Annotated in this window: 1 pseudogene; it reads left to right on the forward strand. The window is 36.5% G+C overall.

The features are described 5' to 3' along the window. Window positions 1-285, forward strand: a pseudogene (locus ACSG5Z_RS31930) (MFS transporter); the annotation flags it as partial.

Raw genomic sequence — 285 nt, forward strand, 5'->3', positions numbered from 1 at the left:
CTCCTACTCCCTTCTATGCCTGTTAAAGAAAAAATGTCTTTCGGCAAACAAATTCGTATACTCGGCAACCCAGGATTATGGTTAAATATTTTAACCGTCACATTCCTTTTTGCAGCCATGTTTTCCGTATACAGCTACTTCGCTGAGTACCTTGCAAAAGTAACTTCCATGAATGGATCTCTCATCAGTATCATGCTATTCATATGTGGCATAGTTATGATTTTAGGTAATGATTTATTTGGTGGTCTCCTACAAAAAAGCATAAAAAACACTGTAATATCAGTC

This window comes from Bacillus pretiosus (assembly GCF_051294775.1).
GTDB lineage: Bacteria > Bacillota > Bacilli > Bacillales > Bacillaceae_G > Bacillus_A > Bacillus_A wiedmannii.